We start from the raw sequence: 783 nt of genomic DNA, 5'->3' as shown, positions 1-783 counted from the left end.
CCGGACGGCTTCGCCGCGCTCCGGGAGCGCGGGCTGCCGCCCGGCCGCCGGCCCCGGGGCAGGGCGCAATGAGCCTCGACCTCGACCAGGCGGTGAACGGTGCACCGCCGAAGCCCGACCACCTCTGGGAGCGGCTGCACCGGATCGAAGAGCGGGTCCGTACCGCGGTGCGCGAGCGCCGGGCCCACGACCCGGACCCGGACGACCCGTACCGCGGCCAGTACCTCGGCCCCGAGGCGGTGGAGCGCATCCTCGCGGCCTCCACCACGGCGGGCCTGGTCACCGGGGGCTCCGCTGACGGGCCCGCGCCGCCGCCCGGCTCCCGGCTCGGGCGGCTCAGTGCCGCCTTCGGGCTGCTCCCGGTGGATCTCGACCTGCTGCTGGTGGCGCTCGCCCCCGATCTCGACTCCCGCTTCGAGCAGCTCTACGGCTACCTCAACGACGACCTGACCCGCCGCCGGGCGACCATCGGCCTGGCCCTCGAACTGTGCGGACTGCCCGGGGCCGGCGCCGGCCGCTTCCGCTTCTCCACCCGGGCCCCGCTGATCACCGGCGGCCTGCTGGAGATCACCGAGCCGGACCGCCCGCTGCTCTCCCGCACCCTGCGCGTCCCGGACCGGGTGACGGCCCATCTGCTCGGCGACGACGAGCCGGACGGTGCGCTCGCCGGGCTGGCCCGCCGCGCCGGGTCAGGGCCCTGTGCCCGGAAGCCCGTCGAGCGGCTGCGCGCGCTGGCCGCGGACGGCGGACCGGTGTACCTGCTGGACCGGGGCGGCCACGCCG

General features: G+C 77.8%; 1 pseudogene. It reads left to right on the top strand.

Annotated features, from left to right (window positions below):
- Positions 1-68: 68 nt before the first annotated feature.
- Positions 69-783 (top strand): annotated as a pseudogene (locus KS423_RS46550) (ATP-binding protein); the annotation flags it as partial.

The organism is Streptomyces sp. LS1784 (genome assembly GCF_020103755.1).
Taxonomy (GTDB): Bacteria; Actinomycetota; Actinomycetes; order Streptomycetales; family Streptomycetaceae; genus Kitasatospora.
The sequence above is the reverse complement of the archived record's forward strand: the minus strand, read 5'-3'. Positions and strand labels throughout refer to the sequence as shown.